This is a genomic window from Streptomyces endocoffeicus (genome assembly GCF_016741935.1).
Classification (GTDB): Bacteria; Actinomycetota; Actinomycetes; order Streptomycetales; family Streptomycetaceae; genus Streptomyces; species Streptomyces endocoffeicus.
On record NZ_JAERRG010000003.1, the window covers coordinates 114,905 to 140,538 of the forward strand.

Below are 25,634 nucleotides of genomic sequence, written 5' to 3' on the forward strand. Positions count from 1 at the left end.
GTCGCCCGCCGGGGCCGTATACCCCTGGGGGATACGGTGATTGCGGTGCCCGTCAAGGTGGGCCGGCGTAAAAATGGGGGCGTGGCAGAAATGGATCAAGCGGTCTTTGCGCGGCTGTGCGAGGAGCGTCAGTGGGGCCGGCCGGCGGTATTCCTCGCGGAATATGCCAAGGCCGCGGCCTGCCTGGGAGAACCGGGTCAGGTGACCGCGCGGCAATTCCATCGGTGGCGTCAGCTCGATCCACCATGCCCGGGACCGTCGAGGCAACGGGTGCTCGAGAAAATGTTCGGAAAGTCGCTGGGGCAGCTTGGCTTCACCCTTCCCCCCGGCCGCGGCCGAGTGGAATCGGCCCTGCCGGCCCCGCCCGTTGTCTCTGCCACCGGCGGGCGGCTTTCCGGGGAAGCCGGGGCAGTCGATGCCGCGGCGGGCACGGACGGGCTGAGCGGCACATTGGGCGCCGGATTGCGATTCGTCGTTCTCGGGCCGGTTCGTATCTGGCGCGGCCGTCAGGCACTGCCGATCCGCACGCCGCAGGAGCAAGCCGTGCTGTGCGTGCTGCTGTTACGACGGGGATCCACCGCCACCGCGAGCGAGCTGGTCGACGCCGTGTGGGAAACCCCTCCGCCCCAGGCGATCGCCGCACTGCGCACCTACGCCTGGCGGCTGCGCCGGGCACTGGGCCCCGGAGTGCTCTTGACGGACGCCGGTGGGTACGCACTCCGGGCGCGACCCGAGGCGCTGGACCTCGAAGTGTGTCAGGGCTACGAGGCGCGGGCGAAAGACGCCAGAGCGGAGGGAGAACCGCACAAAGCGCGGAAGCTGCTCCACATGGCGGACACGCTGTGGGACGGGCAACCGCTGGCCGGAGTCCCCGGCCCTTACGCGCATGCGCAGCGCGGCCGTCTCGAGGAGTGGCGCCTGGCCCTGCTCGAGAAGGGGCTCGAGCTCGACCTGGAACTGGGACGGCACGCCGAGGCGGTCTCGGAGCTGACCGCGCTCATCACACAGCATCCTGTGCGGGAACGGTTACGAGCGCTGCTGATGCTGGCGCTCTACCGCGGTGGCCGACAGGCAGAGGCCCTGGGTGTCTACACCGACACCCGCCGCCTCCTCGCGGAAGAACTCGGCGTGGAGCCCAACCCGGAACTGGCGCGGTTGCACCAGCGCATCCTGCGCGCCGATCCCGCTCTCACCGGTCCACAGGAGTTGCCTGCCGACGGAGAGCCCGCGCACACACCCCCACCGCGTCCCGCGCAACTCCCGGCCGGAGCGGCCGACTTCACCGGACGTGCCACCGCTGTGCGCATCTTGCGGGAGCGGCTGCTGAACCCCCATGGGACGGTGATGGCGCTCTCCGCGGTGCGCGGACTGGGCGGGGCGGGCAAGACGGCGCTGGCCGTGCACGTCGCGCAAGCGGTCAGGAAGCATTTCCCTGACGGGCAGCTGTTTGTGGACCTCCTCGGCCAAGGTTCCCGCCCCGCCGATCCGGCGGCCGTACTGGGCATGTTCCTGCGCGCCCTGGGAACCCCGCCCGCGGATCTCCCGGAGGGGATACATGAGCGGGCGGCGCTGTACCGCTCCACCCTGGCCGACCGCCGTGTGCTGGTCCTGCTCGACAACGCCCATGACACCGCGCAGGTTCGCCCGCTGTTGCCCGGTACCCCCGGCTGCGCCACGCTGATCACCAGCCGCTCCACCATGGCCGACCTCGACGGTGTCCACATGATCGACCTCAGCGTCATGGAACCGGGAGATGCCCTGGCCTTGTTCACCCGCATCGTTGGCGATCAGCGAGCTTCGGCCGAGCCCCAGGCCTGCCGTCAAGCCGTTGCCGCCTGCGGTTATCTGCCCCTGGCCATCAGAGTCGCCGCATCTCGTCTGGCGACTCGGCCCGGCTGGACCATCAATACTCTGACCGATCGCCTGGCCGACGTCCACCGCCGTCTACAAGAACTACGGGCCGGAGACCTCGCCGTTCAGACAAGCTTCGAATTCGGATACGCGCAGTTGAACGCAACCCAGGCGCGTGCTTTTCGGCTTCTCGGGCTCTGTGATGGGCCGGACATCTCTTTGAGCGCGGCTGTAGCCGCACTCGGCACACCAGCGCGGGAGACTGAACGTATCCTTGAATCGCTCGTTGACACTTGTCTGCTGGAGTCGGTGGTTCCCGGCCGCTATCGCTACCACGACCTGCTACGACTTTACGCGTGCAGTTGTGCGGTGCGGGACGAGCGGCCGGAAACCCGGGCGGCCGCGTTCTCGCGGATCCTGGACTTCTATCTGTCCTCGGCGGCGCGCGTGTATGCCATGGAACGACCGGGGGACCGGCTCATCGAGCACCTGGCACGCATCGAGCACCTCGGGCAGCCCTTCCCCGATGCCGGCACCGCGCTCGCCTGGCTCTTGACCGAGGCCGATTGCCTGCTCTCCTGCGCCTACCAAGCCGCCAAGTCCTCCGAGAAAGACGTCGTATGCCGCGCGGCAGATCTTCTTCTCGTTACGAGGGAACTGGTCGATTCCGGCGCCAGTTCCCTCCACTACGTGGCGGCGGAACAACCGCCCGACGCTGAGGCCAGCCGCACCGGCCTCGCCGCGGGAGACCTGACTGCCGCGTGCTACGCATCGAATATGCGCGGCGTCATCGCGATCTATCGGCGTCGGTACGAAGAGGCTGAAGCGCACTTCCGCGAGGCACTCCACGGGTTCCGAACCGGCAATAACCTCTCGGGCATTGCCACCGCCCTGTGCAATCTCTCTCGTGTACACGCTGCCACGGGGCGTACCGATAGTGCGATCGAACTCGCCATGCAGGGCATTGATCTCTGGAAGAGCCTCGGAGCGCATCGCACGTCGCTGACGGCCGGTTCGCTTTAGGGTCTGCCCTCAAAGATCGTGCGGCAGGACGGCAATCTTCCGCGCCGACAGGGTTACGTGTTCCGCGTCCGCCATTGTGCCGCCCTCGCCCTGGCCTCCTCGAACGTTAGCCCGGCGACCTCCGCCAGCGGGACATCCTTCAGCGGGCAGTCGGCGTAGTGGTCGGCCCTTTCGCTCGGAGCGGCGTCGCATCCGGGGCACTGTCGGGGAGGCATGGTGCTCCTTGTTCCTATGTCGAGTCGTGGTGGTCGGCCCGCCATCTCCGAATCACGTTGCCTATGTACGGCATCACCCAGACGAGCAGCACAACGACGACCGGGGCGGCCGTAGTGCCTGCGGCGAACCACCGCCATGCGGGTGCCGACGTGTGAGCCAGCGGGGCCAGGGCAAGACTACTTCCCGCCGCCAGGCACAAGAGTCCCGACGAGTAACAGAAGTCCGCTCTTGCGGCCAGGCTGATCCATCTGGAGTAGTGCATCCGTTGGTCCTGGATCAGCTCCTCGTGCCGATCGTCGGACATCTCGGAAAGCGGACCCCACCAGGCTTCGACATCGCTGCGCGAGTACAGATACTGGCGGGAGCGAACTCCCCATACCACCGCCATGACCATGAAGAGCGTGGTCAGGGCGAGTGCGAGCAGCGTGGGGTCCGGCCAGCGAAATTTGTCGCGGTCCGTGATGACGAGCCCCAGCAGCGTGATGCTCGCACCACCCAGGAGGGGCGCCGCGGTCGTGTACTGCCCCTCGCGCGCGGCCGACCAGTTCAGAGGTGCGGGCTTGCGCCATGAAGGTTCCACGATCCCCCCTCGACGGAGGCGGTCGGCGGTCATGGACGCCCTGTCCGCCCCGATGAAACACCCGGACAAAGTACAGCGCGGCGGCTTGGGGTGGAACGCCTCGAACAGGCCAGAAGGCAGGTGCGGAAGTGGTGGTTCGCGGTCAGGCGCCCGCCCCCGCGTTGCTCCGGGCGGGCGGATAGCCTGGGCCCGTCAGCGAAGATCGCAGAAGGGCGGAGCATATGGCGGACATCATGGAGACGGCGGCGCGGAAGGTCTTCGAGCGCTACGACATCGACGGTGACGGCCTGGTCACCGCGGACGAATACCGTAAGGTCGTGGCGGAGCTGGAGGGCTCGGAGATCACCGAGTCGCAGGCCCAGGAGCTCATCGACTCGCTCGACACCGACGGCGATCGCCAGATGTCCTTCGAGGAGTTCTGGGCGGCCATGAATGCCTGACACCGCCGGGTCCGGTACGTGAACGTGAACGTGGTCAGACGTCCAGCATTCCCGATGTGTCGATGACCTGACGGATCGCCCGGCCCGAGGCGAGCTCCTCCATCGCCGTGTTGATGCCGGTCAGCGGCAGGGTGCCGGTGTGCATTCGCTCCACCGGCAGCCGGCCCGCCCGCCACAGGTCCAGGAACCGGGGAATGTCGCGGCGTGGTACCGCGTCGCCCATGTACGAGCCCAGCAGGGACTTGCCCTCGCCCGCGAACGTCAGCGCCGGGACCTCCAGCACCCGGTCGGGGGCGGGCAGGCCCACCGAGACGGCCGTGCCGCCCCGGGCCACGGCCGTCAGGCATTCGGCCATCACCTTCGGGCTGCCCACGGCCTCGACCGCCAGCTCCGCACCACCGGAAGTGAGGTCATGGATCGCCTCGACCGCCTCGCCGGGGGCGTACGCGTGGGTCGCGCCCAGCTGGAGGGCCAGCTCGCGCTTCTCCGGTACCGGGTCGACCGCGATGACCGGGTACGCGCCCGCCGCGCGGGCACCCAGCACCGCGGCCAGGCCCACGCCGCCCAGGCCGTAGACCACCGTCGACTGGCCGGGGCGCAGCGACGCCGTATTGATGACGGCTCCGGCGCCGGTCAGGACCGCGCAGCCGAACATCGACGCCACCGTGAACGGGATGTCCCGCGGTATCGGCACCACCGACTCCTGGGCCAGCACCGCGTGTTCGGAGAACGCGGAGACGCCCAGCTGGTGGTGGACCGGGTTGCCGGCGGCGTCGGTCAGCAGGGACGGGCCGTGCAGCAGCGCTCCCGACCCGTTCGCCGCGGCGGCCTGTGCGCACAGCGCGGGCCGGCCGGCCGCGCAGTCGGCGCAGCAGCCGCAGCTGGGCACGTAGACCAGGACCACGTGGTCTCCGGGACGGACCCGGGTGACGCCCGGTCCGGTCTCCCGCACGATGCCCACCGCCTCGTGCCCCAGCGCCATCGGCAGCGGGCGGACCCGGTCGCCGTTGACCACCGAAAGGTCCGAGTGGCAGAGCGAGGCGGCCGCGATCCGGACCAGCACCTCGCCCTCGCGCGGGGCGCCCAGCTCCAGCTCCTCCACCTCGACCGGGCGGGTGTCGGAGTAGGGGCGGGCGGTCGATATGGAGCGCAGCACCACCGCGCGGGTCTTCATGCCCGCACCTCAGGACGCGGGGCGCAGCGCAGCACGTCACGGCTCTCCAGCAGCGGGACGACCTTGCCGAGCACGATCTCCTGGAAGTGCGGGGTGGCGCAGTGCGCGGTGAAGTCGGCTTCGGAGACGTACTCCTCGTACAGCACGATCGCCCGCGGGTCCTCGGTGCCCTGGTGGACGCGGTAGGCGAGGTTGCCCGGTTCCTGGCGGGACGCGGCGGCCATCGTGTCGAGCAGGGGGAGGACGGTGTTCTCCTCGCCCTCCCTGGTGCGGTAGCGGGCGACGACGACGTATGACATGGGGGCTTACTCCTGGGAGGGTGCGGCAGGTCGCTTGAGTGCGGAGGGCGGAACGGGCGGCAGCTGGTCGCGGCGCAGGTGCCAGAGGCGGGGGTCGGACGTGGCGGCGGCGACGGATCCGAGGGCCAGCGCGAGCGCCACGTCGGCGGGGGTCTCCACGAAGCCCGCGGCGACCGACGGGGACATCGCGCGCTGTGCCTGCTCGCTCATCCGGGCGACGATCGGGGCGGGCATGATCTCGACCAGGTCCGGCGCCCCGCGCGAGACCGCGTCCGTGGAGCGGCGCAGATTGGACCGGTCGGTGACGAACACCTTCATCATCGTCAGCAGGCCGAGCGACCGGCCCTTCTCGATCAGCGAGAGCCGGGTGCTGACCACGCCGTGCGCGCCCATGTTCTTGATGAACTCCAGCGCGCCCCGGTCCTGGGCCAGACCGGGGCTGCTGTCCACGTTCACGAACACGGTCTTCCCCGCCCGGACCAGCGCCGGCACGGCCTTGGGCAGCTGCCCCACCGTGAGCGACGCCACGATGCACACCTTGGCCGGTGCGGTCAGGAACTGCCGCAGCGGCTGGGTGGTGACGACCGACGCGATGACCGGGACCTCGGCCAGCGCGGAGGCCAGCTTGGCATTGATCGGGGCACCGGACCGGGACGGCGAAGGAGTCATGGCGAGGGCCTACCTGGGGGTCAGGGATCTGTGGCTGCTGGGGTCAGCTCGGCGGAGCGGAGGTCAGCTGAGCGGAGACGTACCGAAGTGGCTGGGAAGGCCCAGCTTGCCAGGGTTGAGGATGCCGGCCGGATCCAGGGCCCGCTTCACCGCGACGAACGTCGCGAAGCCCGCCCCGAGGGATTCCTCCAGGTAGGGGCCGCGCAGCAGACCGCAGCCGTGGTGGTGGCTGAGCGCCGCGGCGTGCTTGATGAGTACGGCGTTGGCCGCGTCCCACACCGCGCGGTACCAGTCGCGGCGTGCCTCGGGCGCCACGTTTCCGCGGAGGGAGAAGTAGACGCAGGCGCCGTCGGTGTACGCGTGGGACTGGTGGGCCGAGGCGGCCAGGGTGCCGTCCACCGACTGGATCGCGGCGACCACCTCATGGTAGATCACCGGGAGGTCGGTCCAGGACGCGGCCATCTCCAGGGTGTCGGCGACGAAGCCCGGACCCGGGCTGAAGCCTTCGGCGGACTTGCCGACCAGCATCCGCTCGTCCAGCCAGCGCTCGAAGACGGCCCGGCTGTCCAGCTCGGGGCCGTACTCCTCGCAGACCTCCTTCGCCACCTCGATCGACGCGTCGACGATGGCCGGGTCGCCCTCGTCCGCGATGAGCAGGAGGTTGGTCTCCGGGTGGCCGAAGTGGTTGCCCGACTCCAGCGCGTCGTACAGGCGCAGGACGGCCGGGGTGGCGCCGCGCCGCATGATCCTGCGGCAGGCGTCCAGGCCCTCCGCGAAGGTCTTGAAGCCGTACGCGGCGGCGCTCGCGTACTCCGGCAGCGGGTGGACCCGCAGCCGGGCCGAGACGATGACACCGAGGGTGCCCTCGGAGCCGATGAACAGCTGGCGCAGGTCCGGGCCGACCGCGGCGCGGGCGTAGTCGCCGTACGTGGCCCGGCTGCCGTCCGCGTGTACGACGTCGACGCCGATGACCATGTCCTCGATCTTGCCGTAGCGCGTGGAGAGCTGACCGGCGCCGCGGCAGGCGATCCAGCCGCCGACGGTGGAGACGGCGAACGCGGACGGCCAGTGGCCGGTGGTGACGCCGTACTCCTCCTGGAGCTCCTTCTCGAAGAGGTCGCCGAACATGCCGGCCTGGACGTCCACGACGTTCGACTCGGCGTCGAAGCCGGTGATCTGGTTCAGCCCGCACAGGTCCAGGACGACCCCGCCGAAGACGGGGAGCGCGGCACCGGTGACGTTGGAGCGGCCCGCGGACGGGGTGACCGGGATACCGGCCTCGTGGCAGATCCGCAGCACGGCCGCGACCTGGTCCGCGTCGGCGGCCTCGACGATCACGGCGTTCGGGGTGGCGGGCCGCCCCTCGGTCTCGCCGATCATCGAACCGGCCCACCAGTCACGGGTCCGGGTGACGACCTCGTCGCGGGAGGTGTGCACCGTGTGCGCGGCCTCGCGCAGCGCCTCGACCACGGACCCGGGGATCTCGACCGGGTTCACCTGGAGCGCGGCCTCGCCGTCACCGATCGGGGTATTCCGCGCCCAGGTGGCGAAGCTGGGGGCACCGACGGTGTAGTTGCCCCGGTTGAACGGGTGGGTGATGGTCTGACGGCTGATCATGCTGCTGCCCCTTCGAGGAGTACGGACTTTTCGTGGCGGACGGCGACGAGGTACTCGGCGACCGAGCGCTCGACCTCCGCCTCCGTGAGGTTCAGTTCCTGGCCGAGGATCGCGCCCACGGCCTCGGCGGCGTCGACGGAGGCGTCCCGGGCGAACAGCCGGGCGCGCATGCGGCGGGACAGGACGTCGTCGACCGACCGGGCCAGCTCGGCACGGGCCGCGTACACGACCTCCGCCTTGGTGTACGGGAGTCCGGCGACGATCGGCTCGGCCAGCGACGGGTCGTCCTGGATGAGGTCACCGACGAAGCGGGCCTCGGTGCCGAAGCGCTCGCCCAGGTGGGCGGCGATGCCACCGGACGCGGCGACGGCCTCGGAGTCGTAACCGGCGCCGCCGAGGAGCGGGAGGTCGGTGGTGCGGCTCTTGCCCCTGCTGCCGAGGACCGTCATCACCTTGTCGATGACGAGTTCGCCCATGTGCCGGCTGGTGGTGAGCTTGCCGCCGGTCACCGTCACCATGCCGGTGCGGCCGACGGTGATGTGGTGGTCGCGGCGCATATCGAGGGTGGCGCCCTCCTTGCCGCCGACCAGCGGGCGCAGACCGCCGATGGAGCCGACCACATCGTCCGCGGTGAGCTTTCCCTCGAAGGCGGTGTTGGCGCCCTCCAGCAGGAAGTCCATCTCCTCGCGGGTGCAGTGCACATCGTCCGGGGAGCCCTGGTAGTCCTCGTCGGTGGTGCCCAGCACGACACTGTCGCCCCAGCGGGTGCAGGTCGCGCGGCGGGCCCGGCCGGGGACCGGCACGGTGACCGTGCAGTTGATCCGCACCTTGTCCCACGGCACCACGATATGGACGCCCTTGGCGGGCCGGACCTGCGGCTTGTGGCCTTCATCCGCCTTCGCGTCCAGTTCGTCGGTCCACACCCCGGTGGCGTTGACGACGGCCCGCGCGCGGATGTCGATGGTGTCGCCGTCCGCCGAGACCCGGGCACCGGACACCTTGCCCAGCTGCGTCAGCAGGCCCTCCGCCCTGGCCCCGTTGAGGACCGTCGCGCCGAGCGCGGCGGCGGTGCGGACGATGGTGAGGACGAGCCGGGCGTCGTCGGTGCGGGCGTCGAAGTACATCAGCCCGCCCTTGAGGTTCTCGGCGCGCAGCGTCGGAGCCTGGGCGAGCACCTCGGGAACGGTGAGCCGCTGGTGGAGCTTGCCGATCCGCCATCCGCCGACCAGGTCGTACGTCCACAGCAGGCCCTCGAAGCCCTTGGCGAGGCGGGCGTCGAAGACACCTTCCTTCTCCAGGATCGGGAAGAGGAACGGCAGCCGGCGCACCAGGTGCGGGGCGTTCTTCCGGAAGCGGTGGCGCTCCAGGAGCGAGTGGCGGACCAGATTGACGTTGCCCTGCTCGATGTAGCGCAGACCGCCGTGCACCATCTTCGAGGACTTCGACGAGGTGCCGGAGGCGAAGTCGTCCTTCTCGACCAGGGCCGCGCGCAGACCGCGCGAGGCGGCGTCGAGCACGGCGTACGCCCCGGTGATGCCACCTCCGATGACGAGCACGTCGTAGGTGTCGTCGGCCAGTTGGCGCTTGAGGGCGGCCCGGTCGAGCAGCAGCGGCGTCCGACGGGTCGCCGCGGCGGTGCGCCGCGGTTTCCGGGCGGGCATGGTGATCACAACATCAACTCCTGGTGTTTCGGTTCGGCGGCCGCGTGGTCGGCGGGCCGCCGGTGCGACGGTCAGTGGGCCGTCAGCGGGGGGTGTGAGATTCGGGCGGGCCGTCCCGCGGGGGGAGCGGCGCGGGGTCGTTCAGATGGGCGCTCAGCACATCGCGCCAGGCGGTGCGCAGTTCGGTGCGCTCGGCCGACGTGATCGACGGCTCGAAGATCCGGCCCTGTGGCTGCGCCTCGACGACCTCTTCGAGCGAGGCCCACAGGCCCCGGGCGACACCCGCCAGATACGCGGTGCCGCGCAGGCTCGCGGTGGCGGAGTCGGCGACCCGTTCCAGCGGCAGACCGGTCAGGTCGGCCTGGATCCGCATCAGCGGGTCGCTGCCGGCGACGCCGCCGCCGACCCGGAGCCGGGTGAACGGGGTGCCCATGGTGTCGGCGACCCCGTCGATCAGGTCGCACACCGAATGCGCGATCCCGTCGAGCACGGCGCGGGCGAGATCGGCGCGAGTGGTGGCGAGAGTGAGCCCGGTGAGGGACGCGGTGGCCTCCGGGTGCCAGACCGGCGTACGGACCCCGGCGAGCGCCGGGACGAAACGCGGGGTGCGGCCCGGCCGGGTGGGGACCCGGCCCGCTTCCTCACCGAGCTCCTTCGGCGACGCGAACAGGCCCAGATCGTCACAGAGCCAGCGCAGCGCCGAACCCACGGTGGAGGTGTACGCCTCCAGGCTGTAGTGGCTGATGTCGCCCTGCCGCCGGCCGGGCTGGGCGAGCACCCCGGAGATGTCCGGCCGGGGCAGGGCGGGTGTGGTGCCGGTCGCCGCGTCGACGAACGCGCCGGTCCCATACATGCACATGCCCTGTCCGGCGGAGAGACCGCCGAGCGCGACGAGTGCGGCGTGCTGGTCGCCCATGGAGGCGGCCAGCGGGACGGCGATACCGAGGGCGGCCGGGTCGGTCGTACCGAATCCGGCGTCGTCGGAGCGGAGCTCCGGCAGCAGGCCGAGGGGGAAGCCGAGGTGGCCGATCCACTCCTCGTCCCAGGCGTGCCGCTCCAGCAGGTAGCCACCGGTGGACGCGGCGTTGGTCGGGGTGGTGGCGTGCACGGCACCACCGGTGAGGCGCCAGATCAGCCAGGTGTCGACGGTGCCGAAGAGCAGCCGCCCCGCCCGGTGCGCCTCGGCCACCTCCGGGTGCGCGGCGATCTGCCGGGCGGCCCAGCGGAACGGGGCGCGGGCGCCGACCGGCCGGCCCTGCCGGGCCAGCAGGACGGCGTCCCACTCCGCCTCGTAGGCGGTGAGCTCATGCGCGTACCGGCGGTCCTGCCACACCACCGCGGGCAGCAAGGGCAGCCCGGTGACCCGGTCCCACAGCATGGCCGTGGCACGCTGTGTGGACAGCGCGACCGAGGTGATCTCGACGCCGTCCTCGCGTGCCCCGCCGACGGCCCGGCGCGCCACCTCGAGGGTGGCGGTCCAGATCTCCATCGGGTCCTGCTCGACCGAGAGGTCATTCGGATGGCTGACCTTGATCGGCCGGTAGAACACCTCGTGGGTGGCGCCCGAGTCGAGCACGACTCCGGCCCGGGTGCCCGTGGTGCCCTCGTCGATGGACAGCACACCGCGCCGTGGGGAGGCGCCGGGGAACCTCTGGGTCATGGCAGCCCTTTCATTCGAGCACCGCGAGCGAGCCGTGCGGAGGGATTCGTAGGGGAAGGATTCGGGAGGGGACGGATACGGGAGGGGACGGACGCGGCGGAGACGGAGGGAGGGGATACGGAAGGGACGCACACGGAGGGAGGGGAGGGGATCACCGCACTGTGCGCCAGGTCCGGCGGTGGGTCAGCGCGCGGTCACGGAGAGCGCCGCAGTGGCCTCGCGGTCCTGTCCGGCGACCTCGTCGGGCGAGGCGGCCTTCATCGGGTCCCACTTGATCACCAGGCAGGTGATCAGGCCGAGCAGCGGCACGATGGACAGCGTCAGGAAGGTATCGGCGAGTCCGAGCGAGTCCTTGATCTGCGGAAACAGATACAGGCCGGCGACACTGCCGAAGCTGCCGACCATCCCGGTGACACCGGTGCCCAGGGCGCGGACGTCACTGGTGTACGAGAGCGCGGCGATGGACTTGCCATTGGCCCCGGGGCCCGCCGAGTGACAGAGGATGAACAGCACCGGCAGCAGGAACGCCACGGCCGTGGGTACCTTCTCGAAGGTTAGTCCCATCGCCACCAGGGCCACGAAGACCCCGGCGAAACCGGCGGCGGAGCTGAGCCGCAGGCCGAGGCGGCGGCCGAAGTACGCGGACAGCAGCCCGCCCGCGATACCGAAGGCGTTGAACACCATCGAGCCGATGGTGGCCTTCTCGAAGCTCTCGCCGAAGATCGTCAGGCTGATCAGCGGGAGGTACCAGCCGACCGCGAAGTACTGCATCGACTGCCCGAGCGAGATCACCGACGAGAGGATCGTGCGCGGCAGGTACTCGCCCTTGAACAGCAATCCGGTCTGGCGGAACCCGATGGCCGGCGCCTCGGCCGCGGTGCGGGTCTTCGCGTCGGGCGTACCGACGACGGCCTTGATCCCGTAGATCCGGTCCAGGTTGGCGACGGACTCGTCCAGCCGGCCCTGGCCGGCCAGCCAGGCGGGGCTCTCCTTGAGCATCAGCGCCTGGCTCAGCAGCAGCGCGACGGCGACGACCGCGGCCGAGCCGACCGACCAGCGCCAGATGTCGGCGCCGACGTCCAGGTTGAAGAAGACCAGGGCCAGGACGAGGTTGCTGGTGGTGGCGACGTACCAGACGGCTTGCCACAGGTTGAGCCGGCCGCCCAGCTTCGCGGGCGTGTACTCGGCGAGCAGCGCCATGGCGACCGCGAAGTCGATGCCGTACGCGACACCCACCAGGACCCGGCCGAGCCATACGACGGTGAAGCCACCGGCGAACGCGGCGAGCAGGCCACCCGCGAGCGCGAACACCTTGGCGATGAGCAGTGGGGGAACGCGGCCGATGCGGGTGGCGAGCCAGCCACCGAGGGGGTTGAAGATGATGGCCAGCGCCGGAGCGGTGGCCGTGAGGACCGAGACTTGGGTGCTGGTGAGCTCCATCTGGGTCGTCATGGGCCCCAGACCGGCGCTCAGCGCCGCGTTCGAGTAGGCGTCGAGGAACAGCCCGCCGAACACGAGGAACCAGATGATCTGCGCCCGGCCGGTGATCTTTCCCAGCCCATCGATGAGCGCGACGACGTCGGCGACGCCTCTGACGCTCGGACGTTGTGCCATGAATCCGCCTTCGAGGAAGACCTACCGGCGGCACGGGGAGCACAGAAAAAACAGGCACGACGAAGCCACCGACAGGTGGTCTGTGTCTGTGCCTGCCAAAAGACTGCGGAAAGCGCCGCAGCACGTGAACTGCTGGAACCGCCAATGACGCGGTGCAGCGAGATTAGGAACGGGCCATGCGAAACGTCAAGGGTTTCGGCCAAGTTACCGAAACGTGACGGGCCGGTCCGTACGCATGGCCCGCCGGTGAGGTCAGCCACGACTGGCTCGCGGTGCGCGGTTGGTCGATGGCGCTCACGGCGTCGGCGTGTAACAGGAATGTATTAGCGGGCGGTCGGGCGGAACGGTCCGTGGATCGAGTCGATCTTGGGGGCCAGAAACGCTCGCTCGTACCGACTCGTACCGAGCAGGCGGCACCCCCAACCGATCCTGAGGAAAACGATGCGCATACACAAGCTCACCATCGCCGCCTTGGCCGTTGCCGCGGGTCTCTCGCTCACGGCCTGCCAGAACGACGACGACAGCGCGGGGAAGAGCGACCCGTCGTCCGCGTCGAGTGCGTCTTCCTCGGGTGGTGGTTCGGGCTCGGGCGGCTCGGATCAGGGCGGCGGGAAGGACTCCGGCGAGCAGGGCACAGCCGCCGGGACCGGCTCCAACGAGGACGGCAAGATCGACAAGTGCCGCACCGACGAGCTGGAGGTCACGGCGGCGGACCGCACCATCGACGGCGACGGCGAGGGCACCGTCGCGGTGACGCTGAAGAACGGTGGCGGCCGGGACTGCGCGATCTCCGGGTTCGCGGGCGTCGACCTGAAGACCAGCGAGGGGGCGCTGTCCGCGAAGCGCAGTGGTCAGCCGGCCGACACGCATATCCTCAAGGACGGGGAGTCGACGTACTTCGGCGTCAACTACCCGGTCAATGACTCGGGCGGCTCCGGCGTCCGCGTCACGGGGCTCGTGGTGACCCCGCCGAACGAGACGAAGTCGGTCACCCTCGACTGGCCGGGCGGTGGCACACTCCCCGTCACGGACGGTTCCGGCTCCCCGGTGAAGGTCGGCCCGATCGGGGGCATCGGTCAGGGCGGCTGACCCGCACCGCCCCAGGGTGCTCGGGCAGCGGCACACGCCGCTGCCCGAGCACCCTTTTCGTGCTGTGCCGCGACGGTCTGCCGCCCGCACGATTCCCGGAGAACACCGTCCCCGCCGGCTCGTCGGTCCTGCGGGGACGGTGGCGTTGGCCCGGGTGACCACCCGGCCAAGACCCGGACACCGTGCCAGGAAGACCCGGGCACCGCGCCAGGTGAAACGCGCGGGCTAGTCCCGCATGACCTCGGGCTCGTGCCGACGCAGCAGGCGGGCCACCACGAAGCCGCAGATCAGCCCGATCGCCAGGAGCACACCGAGGTCGATGCCCCACTGGGTGACGGTGTGGGCCCACAGCGGGTCGAGATCGTCCGGCTTGTCGAGGTTCCAGGGCGGCATGGTGTGCGCGAGGTCGAGTGTGGTCCCGGCGCCGGCCACCCCCCAGCGGGCGGGCATCAGCCAGCCGATCTGTTCGATGCCCGGAGAGTCGAACAGCTTGAAGAGGACCCCGGTGAAGACGACCTGGACGACGGCGAACATCACGAGCAGTGGCATGGTCTTCTCCGGGGTCCGCACCAGCGCGGAGATGACCAGACCGAACAGCATGGTGGTGAAGCCCAGCGCACTGACGACCACGCAGACCTCGACGGCCGTGGGCATGAGCAGCCCCTGGGCGGGCAGTTGACGGACGGAGAAGCCGATCGCGCAGATGATGACACCCTGCAGCGCGGTGATCAGACCGAGGACGATCACCTTCGACATCAGATACGCGGATCGGGACAGACCCGTGGCTCTCTCCCGTTCGTAGATCACCCGTTCCTTGATCAATTCACGTACGGAGTTGGCCGCGCCGGAGAAGCACATGCCGACGACCAGCACCAGCAGAATGGTTCCGGACTCCTGGTTGTAGCGGAAACCGCTGTCGGGCGGTGGCGGGGCGAGTCCGTATTTCGCCGGAATCAGACAGCTCACTCCGCCCAGCACGGCCGGGAGCAGCAGCATCAGCGCCATGAAGCCCCTGTCGGAGGCGATGACCGACACATAGCGGCGCATCAGCGTCCACAACTGGCCGATCCAGCCCTGTGGTTTGGGCTGCAGAGCTCGTGCGCGCGGCTGCGTCGCGGGGGCGCCCGGATGCTGCTGCGGCGGTACGGCCGAGTCGATCTCCGCGATGCACCGCTCGTACTGCCGGGAAGCCCGCCAGCGCCCGCCCCAGTCGTCGTCGTGATGGTCCTCGAAGGCGGAGAAGACATCGGCCCAGCTGTCGTGACCGAAGAAGTCCAGGGCCTCGTCCGGGGGACCGAAATAGGCTGCGGAGCCACCGGGCGCCATGACCAACACCCGGTCACACATGGACAGTTCGGCGACCGAGTGGGTCACCACCAGCACGGTGCGGCCGTCATCGGCGAGCTCCCGCAGCAACTTCATGACGGAACGGTCCAGGCCCGGGTCCAGACCGGAGGTGGGCTCGTCGAGGAAGAGCAGGGAGGGCTTGGTCAGCAGTTCCAGGGCGACGGACACCCGTTTGCGCTGACCGCCGGAGAGCGAGGCGACCTTCTTGCCCCGGTGGGCGTCGAGCCTGAGCTCCTGGAGCACCTCGTCGATACGGGCCTTGCGCTCGGCCGCCTTGGTGTCACCGGGAAAGCGGAGCCTGGCGGCGTACTTCAGAGCGGTGTCGACGGTCAGCTCCTTGTGCAGGATGTCATCCTGCGGGACGAGACCGATACGGCGGCGCAACTCGGCGAACTGGGCGTAGAGATCGCGGTGGTCGTAGAGCACCTGACCACGGTCGGCGGGCCGGTAGCCGGTGAGTGCGCGCAGCAGGGTGGACTTTCCGGAGCCCGACGGCCCGATCACCGCGACCAGCGACTTCTCGGGGACACCGAAGGAGACGTCGTCCAGGATGGTCTTGCCGCGCCCGACGGTCACCGTCAGATTGCGGGCGGTGAAGGAGACCTCACCGGTGTCGACGAACTCCTCCAGCCGGTCTCCGGCGAGACGGAAGGTGGAGTGGCCGACACCGACGATGTCGTACGGGCCGATGACCTGGCGGCGGTCCACGGGCTGCCCATTGACATAGGTGCCGTTGTGACTGCCGAGGTCGACGATTTCGAAGCGGCCACCGGGCAGGGGCCGGAACTCCGCGTGGTAGCGGGAGACATACGGACCCTCCACCACGAGTTCGTTGTCCTGCGCGCGACCGATACGCAGCCGTTGTCCCAGGTCGAGTCGGTGGACGCCCGAGGGGTCCCGGTCGACGAAAAGGGCCGCGGCGGCTCCACGGGGACCGGCTGCGGGTTCTTCGGGCCGGTGGCTGTCCCGGGCATCACCCGCGGCTACGGGAGTCGTGGGAACCGCGGCACGGGTGGGGGCGGACGCGGGGTGGTGGGGGAGTGGCCGGAACAGGTCGTCGCCTTGGGCCGCCGCCCCCGTGGGGGCTCCCGGACCCTCCCCCGCCCGGGGACCGGGCACCACCGGGGGTGTGGCGGCGGCCGCCTCCGATGTGCCCCGATCCGTGGCACCCCCGGCACTGGGACGGGCCTCGCCCTGGGGCAGCCCCGCGCGTATTCGGGCGTCAGCACGCACCTGATCGTCACCCACCGCCGCCGGGGCTCCGGTGAAGACCCCGGTGAAGTCCAGCCGCGTGCCGGTGGAGACGTCTCCCAGCCGGACGATCGAACCGTGGCCGATCTCCAACCGCTGGATACGACGCCCTTCGGCGAACGTGCCATTCGCGCTGCCGAGATCTTCGATGACCCACGTCCCGCCGTCACAACGGATCACGAGGTGCCGCCGGGAGACTCGGCGGTCGATGCACGAGATGTCGGCCTGCTGGTCGCGCCCGATGGTGTAGCTCCGGGACGCGTCCAGGGTCCAGGTGCGTCCATTGGCATGCAGTACAAGTTCCGGCACGTCTGCCCCAAGTCGGTCGTGTGCACCGAGGCCGTCTGCGCCAGGACAGACGACGGCTCGGACGGTTGTTCCTGCGGTTCCGGTGTGCGCCCGGACGTCCCGCGTGCTGATTGAGCGTCATACGCTATGCGGCGCGAGCCGGCCAACCACCACCGGGCCGTACGCCAACTCGCTCATCGGCGGGCCGTGCCCCGGTTCCCCGGGAACCGAGCCGTGCGTTTCCCGACGAACGCGACGGGCTGCGCGCGGACGATCGGTGCGGTCGTCGGCGATGCGGTCGAAGTGTTCGTCGGGCATCACAGCGGTGTGTCCTCGTGGTATCGGAGTCGGGGTCGGGGCGGGGTCGGGGCGGGGTCGGAATCCGAGTTGGTCAGCCGTGCGCGTCCCGGACCGGGACACGCCGGAGCTTACGGGCATGGCCGGTATGGAAGAGGGCGCGTGACATGCGGAGGTTGCGCGTCATGGCACGGTGCCGGGGATTCCACCCGCGTCCCGCGCCGCCGGCAGCACGGCAGCGGCCGCCGGCGCCCGTCGATCAGGCCGCCGGACCTCCTGGAGGGCATCATCCACACGGCGATCACCCGGGAGTAGGACGCGCGGTGCCTTCCGTCGTGGCTGTCCAGGGTGCTGTGCGTTAGGCGTAGGGCGTGAAGTGCGCTGGGGTGTGGTTGATGGGCAGGTCGGGGCGCCAGGCGGTGAGGATTTGGGCGCTGCACACGAACAGGCCGTGAGGTAGTCGGTCCAGGGGGTACCAAGCCCAGTCACCGACGCTCTCGTCCGGCTGCGTGACCGGCTGGCCTTGCCAGGCGCTGACGATGGCACCGACGGTGACCCGCACGACGTCTCCGACGTGGTCGACGAGCGTGCCCAGGAGTGCGACGTCGTCGGGTCGGGCGATCAGGCCGGTTTCCTCGGCGAGTTCACGGATCACGGTCGCCTCGAGGGATTCCCCGGCTTCTACGGTTCCTCCCGGTAGTTCGAGGGTGCCGCGGCGGTGGCGGCCGAGGAGTACGCCCTGGTCGCTGAGGAGGATGGCGCCGACGCCGATGGCAGCGTGCGGCACGGGCGGTCGGGTGGTGCGGGGTCGGCTGGAGATGCGTGCGGGGCGGTTTGGGAGGCGACGGGCGCGGATGAGCTGCTGCACGACGGGGTTGTTCTCGTCGGAGGGGCGCAGGAGGTCGATGGCCTCGACTCGGAAGCCGTGGTCGGTGAGCAGGTCCTCCCACAACTGCGGTGCCAGGACCCACATCTGGGTGGGCAGCGGTGGATCGTCCCGGAGCACGATCATCTGCTCGCGTGGTGCGACGGTCGTGGACGGACCGCGGCCGTGCAGGTCGGTGTGGAGGAGCGAGAGGATCAATGGGGCGCCGGGGCGCAGGCCGTCGCGCAGCGCGGGCAGGGATCGGTGCGGGTCGGTGAAGGCGAGGCTGCCGATGGCGTACGCGGCGTCGAAGGGTTGGGCGGTGCGGAGGTAGTCCATCACGTCGCCATGTACGAAGTGGACGCCGGGAGTGCCTGCGTGCGTATCGATGGCGCGTTGGTGCTGGGTGAAGGACAGCTCGACCGCGGTGACCTGCGCATCGTGGGTTCGGGCCAGGTGTACGGCGTGGTGGCCGGGACCGGAGCCGATGTCCAGGACGCGTTGGTCGGTGACGTCACCGAGGATCTCCGTACCGGGGCCGGCTCCCTCCCACGGAGTCCACTCCAGTCGTTCGGGGACAGGCGGCATGTATCCGTGGTTCAGCTGACGTTGGCCGTAAACGGTCCAGGCTTCGGCGTTGAGGTCCTCAACGGACACGGGAACTCCCGGGAGCAGAGCGAGGAAAGTGGTGACTGCGCGCGGCTTCATCATCCGGTTTGGCCATCAGGGGCCGGTGACGAGGTAGTTCGGGCCTTGGCCATGGCGGGTGCGTTCGATGGCGTCGAGACGGGCGAAGGGCAGCTCGCCCATGAGCTGTCGCCACTCGGCGAGATCGTGGATGGCCCACAGGTCGTGTTCGGCAGGGTCGAGCCGGATGCGGCGCAGTTGCTCGGAGCTGAGCCGGCCGCCGTCGAAGATGAAGCCGATCTTGCCCAGTGGCCAGCGGGTGCCTGGGCGGAGGTAGTGCGTCAGCAGCAGGCGTGGTCGGCCCTGGCCGAGTTCGAGTCCGGTCTCCTCGGCCGCCTCGCGGCGTGCGGTCTCCAAGGGGTCTTCGCCGGCGTCGGCGTTGCCTCCGGGGAACTGCCACTGCCGGTCGCCGTACACGGAGCGCAGCTGTACCGGGCGGTCGTGCTCGTCCCGGATGTACAGGCAGCCGTACACCGTGTGGTGGGGCACCGTCCGAACGTACTCGACGGGAGTCATGGGCATGGTGTGGCCGGGGCGTCCCGGACGGTGGTCGAACTCGAAGGCGAGGGCGCCGAGGGCTTCCTTGTCCGGCGGGTAGACGCGGCGGAGGCTGGCGAGTTGCTCCTCGCGTGTGGAGCCGGGATCGATGCGTGCCGGATCCTCCGCGTCGAGAAGCTCTTCGAATGAGGTGTACGGGGTGATCCGCTTCGCGACGATGTCGAGTTCCCGCCCGCTGTCCGGCTCATGGAAGACGATCGTGTCCCCGGTTTCGACGGCCGCTGTCCCCGGGGTCCCCACGCGTACTTCGATCGTTTTGCGTCCGGACTCCACCTGGGCGTAGTAGCGCTCCCGCAGGGTGAAGTGGTGCCGTCGCGAGGTGGGCGTGGCGTCTCGGGCGTCGGCGGGTGCGTGTTGCGTGTGGTTGGCCGATGGCTCAGGCGGTGGCGTGGCTTCGGCCCGGTGTGGGCCGCGCAGGACCACGAAGGCCAGTCCTTCGGCGTCGTGGCGTTCGGTGGTGGACCAGCCGGCCCGCAGGTGGGCGAGTTCGTCCTCGTCGAGCGCGATGCCGCGCCGTTCGGCCGGGGTGTCGGCGGCGAGGGGCGTGATGACCACGATGGCGGCGCCAGGCCGCAGGCGGCGGCCGAGGGCCCGCATGGTGCGGTCGCGGTGCCGCAGGAAGGGATATACGAACCGGAGGGTGATCACGTCGTAGCCGTCGGCGCGCAGAGGTGCCCATTCGTCGAGCTCGATGTCCAGGCGCAGCCATTGGGCGGCGTTTCCGTGCTGGGCGGTTGCCTCGGCGAGGGCGTTGTCGGACCAGTCGACGGCGTCGACGTGGTAGCCGAGCGAGGACAGGTGGGCCGCGAGTTCTCCGACCCCGCACCCGACGTCGAGGGCCTTGCCGTCGACAGGGGCGGGAAGGTGGGTGGCCAGCAGCGACCGCTCACGGTCGCTGAGCCGGCTGTAGCGGCGGCCATCGGCGTAGCCGGTGTTCCATTCGTCCTGTGTGGTGAACATGAGGGGCACGTCCTTCCCAAGAGCGACGGGTTCACGGCAGTGGCGCGGAGGCGTGTGGCGGGACCGGGGTGGCCGGGGGCTGGTGGTCACGCGCGGGTCGCCTCGCCGTCCGTGCGCTGCTGAAGTACCCACAGGGACCTGAACAGCCCCGGCTCCCGGGTGAGTTGTGCGTACGTCCCTTCCTGCACAACCCGCCCCTGGTCGAGGACGACGATCCGGTCCGCCTCAGCGACGTTGGCGAGCCGGTGTGTGATCAGCAGGACCGCCCGGTCCTTGGCCAGCGCCCGCAGTCCGCTGAAGATGTGGTGCTCCGCGCGAGCGTCCAACGCGGCGGTGGGCTCATCCATCACGAGCAGAGCCGCCTTCCGGTGGAACGTCCTCGTCAGCACCACACGCTGCCACTGCCCCCCGGACAGCTGCTGCCCTCCGTACCACTCCGACGTCAGAAGGGTGTCGAGTCCTGACCGCAGGCTGGGCAGCATGTCCAACGCACCGGACGCCCCGCAGGCCGCCAGGACGGCGGCGTCGCTGGTGTCGCCCTGCCCGAAGGTGATGTTGTCGCGGAGGGTCAGCGGCAGGTAGGTGTACCTCTGCGGCGCCAGGGCGGCATGTTTCCACGCCGCCCAGGGCTCCAGCTCCGCCGTGGTCGTGTGGTCCCACGCCACCTCGCCGGACGTGGGCAACAGCAGACCGCAGATCAGCCGGGACAGGGTGGATTTGCCCGACCCGTTCTCCCCGACCAGCGCCACGATCTCCCCGCGCCGCACCCGCAGGGACACCCCGCTGAGGCTGTCTTTCGCGGCACCCTCGTACCGGTAGGTGATGTCACGGACCTCGAACCGCTCCGGTGCCCCGGTGAGGGTCTTGGTGCCTCGGGACGCCGTCATGGCCTGCCCGTGGGCGTTGTCGAGGAAGTTCTGCCAATCCTGCACGTACCAGCCGGTGCGTACCAGCCGGGCCCCGCCGTTGATGATGCCGCGCACGGAGCCGGTCGCCGTCTGGAGGGCGAAGACCGCGCCGCCTCCGGCCGCGAGGTCCATGCGGCCGGAGGCCAGGAGCCAGAGCAGCGCGGCCCACACCGCGGCCGACGCCACGCCGCCGGCGACCGCGCCGGCCAGCCCCATCCACGCGCCGGTGTCCGCGGCTCTGCGCTCCGCGGCGTTGACCGAGGCGGCGAGCCGTCGGTACCGGCTGATGAGGAAGGGACCGGCCAGACAGGCTCGCATCTCCTCGCTGGACTCGATGTAGGCCATGTGCCAGCGGAGCTTGTGCAGCATCCGGCGCCGCCCGGAGGTCTCCAGTGCCGCCAGGTACACCACCCGGGCGGCCCGCACATACGCGGCGGCCTGCGGCAGACACGCCAGCAGGAGCAGCGGAAGAAGTGCCGGGTGCAGCACGGTGAGAACGGTCGCGCCGGCGGCGAGTGTGGCCGTGGCGGCCAGTACGTTCTGGGCCTCGTCGACAAGGTCGGGAGTGACCTGGGCGCCGCGGTCGGCGATGTCGTAGAAGTCGTTGTAGCCAGGCTTGTTGTTCGCCGCCAGCTCCGCGCCGAGGGCGGCCTCGATCATCGTCAGCTCTGCCGCCCGGGCCAGCACCGGCCGCAGCCGCGCGGTCAGCCACGTGACCGAGATCCCCAGCAGGGCGCGCAGACCGGTCGCCACGGCGATGACCGTCAACTGCGGGGCCGCCTCCCACAGTCGCTCGGTGATGTCCCCCGACGAGATCAGCGCGGTGATCGTTCCCGTGACCGCGAGCAGTCCCACGGCGGCGAGCACACCCGTGCCGACCTGGCACGCCAGCAGGCCGAGCGTGGCACCACGATCCACCTGCCACGCCATCTTCAGGGACCGCAGGACCAGCGCGGGCAGCCGCCGTGCCATCGTGCTGGTCGTCATCTGTGCGCCGGCCTGGAGTCTGGACTTGTCGCGGTACAGGAACTCCTCGTCCCGTGCGCTGTGAGCATCGTCCGGCGGGCTGGTGTCCGATGTGCCGGGATTCGATTGTGCTTGTGCGCTGGCCGAATGTCCTTGTGCGCTGGCCGAAGTCAACGTGGTCCCCCTTTGGCGGTCGCGCGGCTCGCTTGTGGGGGTCAACGACTCAGCCGGAATTTCGAACACATGTGTTTCGGTCGGGCTCGGAACCCCGCGATTGCGCGTATGCCGGAGGGTGCGGGGTGCACCGGCCCTTGCCGCGCAAGGGCCGGGCCCGGAAGGGCGGTGGCCAAAACGCCGACGGTGCCGTCGGCCCCTTACCGACGTGAGCGGCTGGGCTGGGCCCCTCGGTCCGCGCCCTCGCCGAAGCCCGTGGCGGGTCGGGCGAGAGCGGCTACGGCGGCTGTGACGTTGTGCCTGTGGTCGGTGCTGGTTTCTCGACGGTTCTCCGGTTGCAGCGCCTTCAATGACCAGGCGGCGGTGTCCCAGCTGATCACCAGGGCGATCACCATGGCCATCAGTTCCGCCGACGGGATGTCGGCGCGGATCCGGCCCGCCTCCTGCGCGGCTTCGAGTGCGGCGACCCGCTTCCGGTATTGCTCGACCTCGGTATCGACGGGCTGGTCCCGTTCCAGTCCCGCCCATAGGTACAGGCGCCGAATATGTGGCCACTGCTCCAGTCGGTCGAATAGCTCGCCGGCGTAGGCGGGCAGGTCTCCGGCCTCGAAGGAGGCCGACTCCGCCAGCTTGATCATGCTGTCGGCGACGACCTTGTCGAACAGTTCCTCCTTGGTCCCGAAGTGCATGTAGATCGACCGCTTGTTGGCCGTGGCGGTCTCGGCGATGCGGTCGATCCGGGCGCCTGCCAAGCCGTATGCTTCGGCCGTCACCTCACCGAGCAACTGCTCGCACGGGGAGACAGGGTCGCCGCCACCGCGCGGCGCCTGGAGAGCCTCGATGACCTGGCGGTCCGCTACGGCGAGCAGCTGTGGCGAGCCCGCCTGGATGTCACCGACACCAGCGCGCTGCGTGAGATCGTGGACCGCGCGTTCTCCGATCTCGGTCGGCTCGACGTCGTCGTGTCCAACGCCGGCTACGGGCTTTTCGGCGCGGCCGAAGAGCTCGCCGACGAGCAGATCGACCGGCAGATCGCGACCAACCTGACGGCGTCGATCCAGCTCGCCCGCGCCGCCGTCCCGCACCTGCGCCGCCAGGGCGGCGGACGCTACATCCAGATCGCCAGCATCGGCGGCCAGGTCGCCTTCCCCGCCATGAGCCTCTACCACGCCACCAAGTGGGGCATCGAAGGATTCTGGGAGTCGGCCGCCGCCGAACTCGCGCCGTTCGACTTCGCCGTGACGGTCGTCGAGCCCGGCGTTTCCCGCACCAACTTCGGCGCCGCCGGCTCGGTCCTGGGCGCCCCGCTGCCCGAATACGCCGACGGCCCCTCAGGGCAGCTGCGGGGCACGCTCTCCGGCGACCTGCCGCCGCTGCCCGCACCCGGTGACCCCGCGAAGATCGCGGCGGCCATCATCGCCTCCGCCGACCGGGCCAAGCCGCCATTCCGGCTCACGCTGGGCTCCGATGCCTACGCGCTGGCAACCGCTGCCCCGCGCAACCGCCTCGAAGCCCTCGAAGCCGGGCGCGCCCTCGCCCACTCCACCGACGCCGACGACTTCACCACGCCCGCCGCCCCGCCGACCTTGCCGCCCCCGCCGACCTCGTCGGCAACTGAAGGGAACCCGCCATGCTCGACTTCACCGGTAAGACCGTTCTCATCACCGGAGGATCCGGCGCCCTCGGCTCCACGCTGTCCGCCCGGTTCTCCGAGGCCGGGGCCAACACCGTCACCGCTGCCCGAACAGACTCCGATCAGTTCGCCGTCGAGCTCGACGGCCCCTCTCGGAGTACGGCTCGACGTCACGAGCGAGTCCGACTGGACCGACGTGATCAACCAGACCGAAGCACGCTTCGGCCATCTGGACATCCTGATCAACAACGCCGCCTACCTGCGCGTGGGCAACGTGGAGAGCATCCCGCTCGACGAGTTCCAGCGCGTGTTCGACACGAACGTCACCGGCGCCCTGCTCGGCATCCGCGCCGCGGCCCCCGCCATGCGCAAGGCAGGAGGCGGCGCGATCGTCAACATCAACTCCGTCGCCGGGCTCGCGGCCGCCCCGGAACTCGTCGCCTACAGCAGCAGCAAGTGGGCACTGCGCGGCCTCATGCGCGTGGCCGCCAAGGGACTGGCCCGCGGCAACATCCGCGTCAACTCCGTCCACCCCGGCATCGTCGAAACACCCCTCGCCTACGGCCCCGACGGCAACGCGATCGTGTCCGTCGACGACTTCGCCGTCCCCGCAACGCCGCCCCGACGAAATCGCCAACTTCATCCTCTTCACCGCCTTCGACCAAGCCCGCTTCGCCACTGGCGCCGAAATCATCGCCGACGGCGGCTTCATCGTCCGGCGGCCCCCTCACCTGACAGCGAGCGCCGCGTCCGCCGGAAGCGTCGGCGGCGAACGGCTCGAGGGGAGTGCTGGACGTCACGAACGGCGGGTCAGTGTCCGGCTATCGTGGCTCCGCATGACCCACATCGAGATCGAGATCACCGCGGAACTGGTCCGGGATCTGCTGCGCGACCAGCACCCCGACCTGGTCGATCGCCCCGTGCGGCTCGGTGCTCGGGGCTGGGACAACCAGCTGTGGCGGCTCGGCGACGACCTCGCCGTCCGGCTGCCCTGGGCGACGCGGTCCGCGGACGCGCTGCTGCTCAAAGAGCACGCCTGGCTTCCCGCCCTCGCCCCGCGTCTTCCCCTGCCGGTCCCCGTCCCGCAGCGTCTCGGCGAGCCCTCCGAGCGGTTCCCGCGGCCCTGGATCGTCACCACCTGGGTGCCGGGAACGCCCGCCGACCGCGCCCCCGCCACGCGCGCCGCGGAGGCGGCCGACACCCTGGCCACGTTTCTGACCGCTCTTCACCGACCGGCCCCGGACGGGGCGCCGGCCGGTCGCGACCGTGGAGGGCCGCTGACCGACCAGGCCGAGGGGTTCGCCCAGGCCTTGGCCTCGGCCACCGAGTCGGGACTGATCCCCGACCCGGACGCCGTCCGCGCCGTCTGGGAGGACGCCGTCGCCGCGCCCGACTGGACGGGGCCGGCACTGTGGCTGCACGGCGATCTGCATCCGGCCAACGTCCTCACCGCGGACGGCACCTTCTGCGGCGTGATCGACTTCGGCGATCTCTTCGCGAGCGATCCGGCCTGCGACCTCGCCGCCGCTTGGATACTGCTGCCGGACGGCGCCGTCGACCGCTTCTACGACGCTTATCAACCGACCCCGGACACAGCGACCCGACGCCGCGCCCGCGGCTGGGCGGTGCTGAAAGCCCTCGGCTGCATCCTCATCGGAGAGGCGGGCGTCCACGGCCGTCCGGGCGGCAAGCGCACCTGGGGCCCACCCGCCCGCGCCGCGCTGCGACGCCTCACCACGACGATCGACCACCCCGGTTCCCCAGCACCAAAGCGGTGACCTGAGCCACAGCCGCTCATCCAACCCAG

18 protein-coding genes and 1 pseudogene are annotated in these 25,634 nt (G+C 70.3%); 5 read left to right on the forward strand and 14 right to left on the reverse strand.

Annotated elements, in window-relative coordinates; translation table 11 throughout:
- Positions 1-45: 45 nt before the first annotated feature.
- Positions 46-2,874 carry an AfsR/SARP family transcriptional regulator gene (locus JK364_RS10695; RefSeq protein WP_307841219.1) on the forward strand — a complete coding sequence of 943 codons (2,829 nt, stop codon included), beginning with the start codon at positions 46-48 and terminating at the stop codon, positions 2,872-2,874.
- A 229-nt stretch (positions 2,875-3,103) separates the two neighbouring features.
- Here JK364_RS10695 and JK364_RS10700 read toward each other — a convergent pair whose 3' ends face one another.
- Positions 3,104-3,670 carry a hypothetical protein gene (locus tag JK364_RS10700; RefSeq protein WP_201850039.1) on the reverse strand — a complete coding sequence of 189 codons (567 nt, stop codon included), beginning with the start codon at positions 3,668-3,670 and terminating at the stop codon, positions 3,104-3,106.
- Between the two features lie 221 nt (positions 3,671-3,891).
- Between JK364_RS10700 and JK364_RS10705 the strand changes: the two genes are divergently transcribed.
- The gene (locus JK364_RS10705; protein WP_201850040.1) at positions 3,892-4,110 is read left to right on the forward strand and encodes an EF-hand domain-containing protein; all 219 of its coding nucleotides are present in this window, start codon (positions 3,892-3,894) and stop codon (positions 4,108-4,110) included.
- A 34-nt stretch (positions 4,111-4,144) separates the two neighbouring features.
- Here JK364_RS10705 and JK364_RS10710 read toward each other — a convergent pair whose 3' ends face one another.
- The 7 genes from JK364_RS10710 to JK364_RS10740 form a co-directional block, all read right to left on the reverse strand.
- The gene (locus JK364_RS10710; protein ID WP_201850041.1) at positions 4,145-5,284 is read right to left on the reverse strand and encodes a zinc-binding dehydrogenase; all 1,140 of its coding nucleotides are present in this window, start codon (positions 5,282-5,284) and stop codon (positions 4,145-4,147) included.
- Entirely contained in the window at positions 5,281-5,583 is a 303-nt protein-coding gene (locus JK364_RS10715) for a putative quinol monooxygenase (RefSeq protein WP_201850042.1), read from the reverse strand. Before JK364_RS10715 ends, JK364_RS10710 begins: the two co-directional genes overlap by 4 nt.
- 6 nt (positions 5,584-5,589) lie before the next feature.
- Positions 5,590-6,252, reverse strand: coding sequence for a glycerol-3-phosphate responsive antiterminator (locus JK364_RS10720; RefSeq protein ID WP_201850043.1), 663 nt, complete (start codon positions 6,250-6,252; stop codon positions 5,590-5,592).
- 63 nt (positions 6,253-6,315) lie between these two features.
- On the reverse strand, positions 6,316-7,869 hold the full coding sequence (locus JK364_RS10725; RefSeq protein WP_201850044.1) for an FAD-binding oxidoreductase: 1,554 nt from the start codon (positions 7,867-7,869) through the stop codon (positions 6,316-6,318).
- Positions 7,866-9,539 (reverse strand): glycerol-3-phosphate dehydrogenase/oxidase, encoded by a 1,674-nt coding sequence (locus JK364_RS10730; RefSeq protein ID WP_201850045.1) that lies wholly within the window; start codon positions 9,537-9,539, stop codon positions 7,866-7,868. Before JK364_RS10730 ends, JK364_RS10725 begins: the two co-directional genes overlap by 4 nt.
- 73 nt (positions 9,540-9,612) lie before the next feature.
- Positions 9,613-11,190: an FGGY family carbohydrate kinase gene (locus JK364_RS10735; protein ID WP_201850047.1), complete on the reverse strand. Its 1,578-nt coding sequence runs from the start codon at positions 11,188-11,190 to the stop codon at positions 9,613-9,615.
- A gap of 183 nt (positions 11,191-11,373) precedes the next feature.
- Positions 11,374-12,804 carry an MFS transporter gene (locus JK364_RS10740; RefSeq protein WP_201850049.1) on the reverse strand — a complete coding sequence of 477 codons (1,431 nt, stop codon included), beginning with the start codon at positions 12,802-12,804 and terminating at the stop codon, positions 11,374-11,376.
- Positions 12,805-13,245: 441 nt separating this feature from the next.
- On the opposite strand from JK364_RS10740, the gene JK364_RS10745 reads away from it, so the two are divergent.
- Complete coding sequence (locus JK364_RS10745) at positions 13,246-13,893, forward strand: DUF4232 domain-containing protein (RefSeq protein ID WP_201850051.1); 648 nt, start codon at positions 13,246-13,248, stop codon at positions 13,891-13,893.
- A gap of 225 nt (positions 13,894-14,118) precedes the next feature.
- Here JK364_RS10745 and JK364_RS10750 read toward each other — a convergent pair whose 3' ends face one another.
- The 6 genes from JK364_RS10750 to JK364_RS55225 form a co-directional block, all read right to left on the reverse strand.
- Positions 14,119-16,800 (reverse strand): FHA domain-containing protein, encoded by a 2,682-nt coding sequence (locus JK364_RS10750; RefSeq protein WP_201850053.1) that lies wholly within the window; start codon positions 16,798-16,800, stop codon positions 14,119-14,121.
- 117 nt (positions 16,801-16,917) lie between these two features.
- Positions 16,918-17,097: a hypothetical protein gene (locus JK364_RS10755; RefSeq protein WP_201850055.1), complete on the reverse strand. Its 180-nt coding sequence runs from the start codon at positions 17,095-17,097 to the stop codon at positions 16,918-16,920.
- A 337-nt stretch (positions 17,098-17,434) separates the two neighbouring features.
- Positions 17,435-18,598, reverse strand: a complete 1,164-nt coding sequence (locus JK364_RS10760) for a bifunctional class I SAM-dependent methyltransferase/NUDIX hydrolase (RefSeq protein WP_307841220.1) — start codon at positions 18,596-18,598, stop codon at positions 17,435-17,437.
- Positions 18,599-18,664: 66 nt separating this feature from the next.
- The gene (locus JK364_RS55220; protein ID WP_230991754.1) at positions 18,665-20,146 is read right to left on the reverse strand and encodes a methyltransferase domain-containing protein; all 1,482 of its coding nucleotides are present in this window, start codon (positions 20,144-20,146) and stop codon (positions 18,665-18,667) included.
- 86 nt (positions 20,147-20,232) lie between these two features.
- Entirely contained in the window at positions 20,233-22,041 is a 1,809-nt protein-coding gene (locus JK364_RS10775) for an ATP-binding cassette domain-containing protein (protein WP_201850059.1), read from the reverse strand.
- Positions 22,042-22,394: 353 nt separating this feature from the next.
- A complete protein-coding gene (locus tag JK364_RS55225; RefSeq protein ID WP_307841246.1) occupies positions 22,395-22,967 on the reverse strand; it encodes a TetR family transcriptional regulator in 573 nt (190 codons plus the stop codon).
- Between JK364_RS55225 and JK364_RS58020 the strand changes: the two are divergent.
- Both JK364_RS58020 and JK364_RS10790 read left to right on the forward strand, forming a co-directional pair.
- Positions 22,878-24,341: pseudogene (locus JK364_RS58020) on the forward strand (SDR family oxidoreductase); the annotation flags it as partial. The gene JK364_RS55225 and the pseudogene JK364_RS58020 sit on opposite strands and share 90 nt — an antisense overlap.
- 322 nt (positions 24,342-24,663) lie before the next feature.
- Positions 24,664-25,605, forward strand: a complete 942-nt coding sequence (locus tag JK364_RS10790) for an aminoglycoside phosphotransferase family protein (RefSeq protein ID WP_201850061.1) — start codon at positions 24,664-24,666, stop codon at positions 25,603-25,605.
- The last annotated feature ends 29 nt before the right edge of the window (positions 25,606-25,634 follow it).

Coding starts and splice junctions, on each gene's coding strand:
- JK364_RS10775 (WP_201850059.1), bottom strand. CDS start 22,041: ATGACGACCAGCACGATGGCACGGCGGCTGCCCGCGCTGGTCCTGCGG.
- JK364_RS10790 (WP_201850061.1), top strand. CDS start 24,664: ATGACCCACATCGAGATCGAGATCACCGCGGAACTGGTCCGGGATCTG.
- JK364_RS55220 (WP_230991754.1), bottom strand. CDS start 20,146: ATGTTCACCACACAGGACGAATGGAACACCGGCTACGCCGATGGCCGC.
- JK364_RS10710 (WP_201850041.1), bottom strand. CDS start 5,284: ATGAAGACCCGCGCGGTGGTGCTGCGCTCCATATCGACCGCCCGCCCC.
- JK364_RS10740 (WP_201850049.1), bottom strand. CDS start 12,804: ATGGCACAACGTCCGAGCGTCAGAGGCGTCGCCGACGTCGTCGCGCTC.
- JK364_RS10735 (WP_201850047.1), bottom strand. CDS start 11,190: ATGACCCAGAGGTTCCCCGGCGCCTCCCCACGGCGCGGTGTGCTGTCC.
- JK364_RS10725 (WP_201850044.1), bottom strand. CDS start 7,869: ATGATCAGCCGTCAGACCATCACCCACCCGTTCAACCGGGGCAACTAC.
- JK364_RS10720 (WP_201850043.1), bottom strand. CDS start 6,252: ATGACTCCTTCGCCGTCCCGGTCCGGTGCCCCGATCAATGCCAAGCTG.
- JK364_RS10705 (WP_201850040.1), top strand. CDS start 3,892: ATGGCGGACATCATGGAGACGGCGGCGCGGAAGGTCTTCGAGCGCTAC.
- JK364_RS10715 (WP_201850042.1), bottom strand. CDS start 5,583: ATGTCATACGTCGTCGTCGCCCGCTACCGCACCAGGGAGGGCGAGGAG.
- JK364_RS10745 (WP_201850051.1), top strand. CDS start 13,246: ATGCGCATACACAAGCTCACCATCGCCGCCTTGGCCGTTGCCGCGGGT.
- JK364_RS10755 (WP_201850055.1), bottom strand. CDS start 17,097: ATGCCCGACGAACACTTCGACCGCATCGCCGACGACCGCACCGATCGT.